General features: G+C 62.6%; 3 protein-coding genes and 1 pseudogene. All 4 read right to left on the bottom strand.

Features of this window, described 5'->3' with window-relative positions; genetic code table 11:
• Positions 1 to 127 precede the first annotated feature (127 nt).
• The 4 genes and pseudogenes from AC1DVM_RS22815 to AC1DVM_RS22800 all read right to left on the bottom strand — a co-directional run bounded on the left by AC1DVM_RS22815 (position 128) and on the right by AC1DVM_RS22800 (position 3061).
• Complete coding sequence (locus AC1DVM_RS22815) at positions 128 to 1180, bottom strand: flavodoxin family protein (RefSeq protein ID WP_477258378.1); 1053 nt, start codon at positions 1178 to 1180, stop codon at positions 128 to 130.
• 316 nt (positions 1181 to 1496) lie between these two features.
• Entirely contained in the window at positions 1497 to 2123 is a 627-nt protein-coding gene (locus AC1DVM_RS22810) for a hypothetical protein (protein ID WP_477258376.1), read from the bottom strand.
• A 41-nt stretch (positions 2124 to 2164) separates the two neighbouring features.
• Positions 2165 to 2521: pseudogene (locus AC1DVM_RS22805) on the bottom strand (calcium-binding protein); the annotation flags it as partial.
• 9 nt (positions 2522 to 2530) lie between these two features.
• Complete coding sequence (locus AC1DVM_RS22800) at positions 2531 to 3061, bottom strand: hypothetical protein (protein ID WP_477258374.1); 531 nt, start codon at positions 3059 to 3061, stop codon at positions 2531 to 2533.
• Positions 3062 to 3299 lie beyond the last annotated feature (238 nt).

The following is a 3299-nucleotide window of genomic DNA, read 5'->3' as shown; positions in this document are numbered from 1 at the left end:
GCCAAATACGGCTCGGTGGCGGAACGCACGCGGCTGTTGAAGAAGTGGGACGCCGAGGTGAAGTCGGCGCCGAAATAGGATCCCCGCGCTCGATTGAGAAAAGCGCCGCTTCCCTTCGCGGCGCTTTTCATTTGGGGCGTGGATCGTGGAGGTTGCCGCCCGCCTCCACAAGCTTGCCGTCGCGCATGGCAAGCACGGCCTCGCGCAGGGCGAACGCCGCGTTGCGCACCTCGTCCTGCACAGCCGCGTCGCCATCGAGTTCGTCATGGCTGGTGGCGTAGGGTTTCCAATAGCCGATATAGCGGTCGAGTTCGGCATGCGCGCCCGCCGAAATCAGGTTCATGGATTTGAGCCAGTCGCTGAGGCTGCGGCGGACGTTCTCGACGCCCTCCGTGTCCCCGTGCACCACCACGGAAAACAGGCGGCCTGCGAGATGGCGCGGATAATCCCATCCGGCGAGTTCGATTTCCTTCGCGCGCTTTGCATCCTTGCCGTGGGTCGCGCTGGGGTCTGGATTCCCGCCATCGGCACAAACGAGGCGGTCCATCATCAGTTTCAGCGGTGATGTGACCTGATACCAGTTCACCGGCGTCACGATCATGATGCCGTGGGCGGCGACCCACAGGGGATAGATGTCGTTCATCCAGTCCTGGACCTGCCCCATGGCATGGTTCGGGTAGCAGGAACACGGCCAGTGGCAGAGCGCCGCCGCCGTGGAGAAGCAGGCCTTGCAAGGGTGGATGTGACGCCCGTACTCGGATGCCAGCCGGCTGAGATCGAGGATGTCCGTCTCGAAACCGGCCTCGCCGGCAAAGACCGCTTGTGCGATCTCGACGAGGCGATAGCTCTTCGACATCTCCCCCGGACAGGTATGTTCGCTGCGGCTCGACCCGTTGACGAGCAGAATCCGTCGCGGCAGGCTTCGGTCGTCATGCCGCTTCTGCGCGGCGTCGATCGCCTCGCGCGCCGCGATCCAATCGACCGAGAGGTCGTAATCCGGGTCGGCAAAACCGGGGCCTGCTTTGCGCGTCTGCGGGCTCTTGCGGTACGCGTCATAGGCCACCCAGGCCGCATCCGCCACGCGGTCGAGCTCGCCGCCGAGCGGTGCATAAGCCGGGTCGCGGAACTGGCTCAGGAACCGGGCCCGAAACTCCTCCCGCCCCAGCGTGACATCGGGCATACCTTTGCGCGGTTCCGGGCTCGTCACGACACGCTCCCTGCAGGCCAACTGTCGCGGTTGAAGCCGGAACGTGGGGAGGGGAGGTTTGTTCCTCAGGGACGCCTTCGGGAGAGTGTGAGGTGGCTGCAAGGCTTTCACCCATCGTGCCGGCGCCGGGCAGCGGAACCCCAAAACCCGCTGAGCCGTAGCAGCCTCACCCGGAGAACCGGTCGACTTCGCATCCATGGAAGGGGAAACGGCCTCGCAGCGGCCTGCACATCAGGAAGGATTTGTGTCGCCTGTCGAAGTCCGGGGAGCCGGTCCCCGATTTTCGAACTCACACGATGAAGAAATCGCCCGCCTTCAGCACCGTCCCGGCCTTCACCTGCGCGAACCTGATCGCCGCATGCTCCGTGCCGGAGCCGTCCGCGTCGTAAAAAAGCGCGCCGGTCTTGGCGTTGAAGACGATGCGGTCATCCGCAGCGAGCGCCTTGCTGCCCATGACGAACGCGCCCGTATTCAGCACACCCCGGTCGAGGCCAGAGAAGATCTTGTGCGCAAGCTGGAACTGGTCGTCCGCCGCCACGAAATCGCGAATCGTGTCGGCATTCTTCGCGCCGAGCTTGGCGCTGAAGATGAACGTGTCGTCGCCCGCATTGCCGGTGAGAACGTCCCGGCCCAGACCGCCATTGAGCCGGTCGTCACCGTCGCCGCCCTTCAGCACATCCGCGCGCTTGCCGCCCTTCAGCGTCAGGGAGGTGGGAACGACCGACGTGACGACGATCGGGTCGTCGATCCGAATAACGTCCGGATCCACATCGATGGTGAAGCTCTGATCGAGGGACGCGCCATGGGGGTCGCTGGCGCGAATTGTGATGACGATATCGGCGGAACGGTCGGTGAAGGCGCGGTCAACGATCAGCTTGTCTCCGTGAATCCGGAAATGTCCGCCGGGATTGCTCACGAGCGAAAAGCCGAGCGCATCCCCGTTCGGATCGAACCCGCTCAGCTGCGCCGCAAAGGTTCCGACCGGGGAATCGCCGTCGACAATTCTGGTCGATAGCGCAATGGACGTCGGGGCCGAGTTGGTAGGAGCGGTGAGGACACAGTGCGGTCGGAGAATTGGAGGTACTCGATTCCGGTGAGAATGTCGGCACCGTCGCCACCGACGCGATTATCCGTAACGGAGTAGCTGCCGTCTGATTTGCGCGTGATGGAATAGTCAGTGAAATTGCCGCTATACACCGCGACATCTACACCGTTCCGGCCAAATAGCAGATCGTCGCCCGACCCGCCCTTCAGCACGTCGTCGCCACCATCTCCATAGAGGCGATCATTGCCGCCCCCTCCGTCGAGCTTATCGTCTCCGGCTCACGCGAAGACCTTTTCGGTGCCGCCGCCGCCATGGAACACATCATTGCCGTCACCCAGGCGGGCTTCGCCGATGTGAACGCCATTGCGGCCGGCATAGAGGTCATTTCCCGAGCCGAAAAGAATATCGCCTTCAATTCGTCCAGTGTTGACCACATGGTTTGGTCCGACGCTTGCGCCGGCAATTGCGGCGCCGCCTGATGCGCTGATCAAGCCGGAATTATGGAGCGTGAAGCTTTCATTGCTGGCGGGATACCATCCCCAGATTCCACCAGCTCCCGAGATCGTCCCCGTATTGTCGATCACGTTCACCGGCCCCATGAGCCAGACAGCCACGCCCCCGGTCCAAGCGTCGCCAGATGAGATGATACCACAATTGTGGAGGATGTTGCCGCGGCTATCGCTGGGATCGCCCAGAAGCTGAATGCCCGTATCCCGGCCCCAGACACTGCCCGTCGCTCCGACGGTGACCGTGCCGTGAACTGCGATCGCTGTCTCCCACGCACTATAGACGCTGCCATCGATCAGCAACGTGTTGCCCGTGCCGCCGAAAATTCCCCATCCATTCCGGCCATGTGCCGCAATCTCAGCGCCATAGCCGAGAATGACCGTGTCTCCGTTTCCTATCGAAAGCGCCGTCTCGCCTTCTCCCTAGACCGGCGGCAGCGGGTTTGTGGTGTCGATCAYGTAGACGGTCATGGCAGGACCTTTCCTAGCGGAATATTATCTTAATGCAACGTTGTTCGTATCAGACCTCTCGGCTTTGGTC

The sequence above is a fragment of the Microvirga sp. P4_A5 genome, from assembly GCF_056402495.1.
The sequence above is the reverse complement of the archived record's forward strand: the minus strand, read 5'-3'. Positions and strand labels throughout refer to the sequence as shown.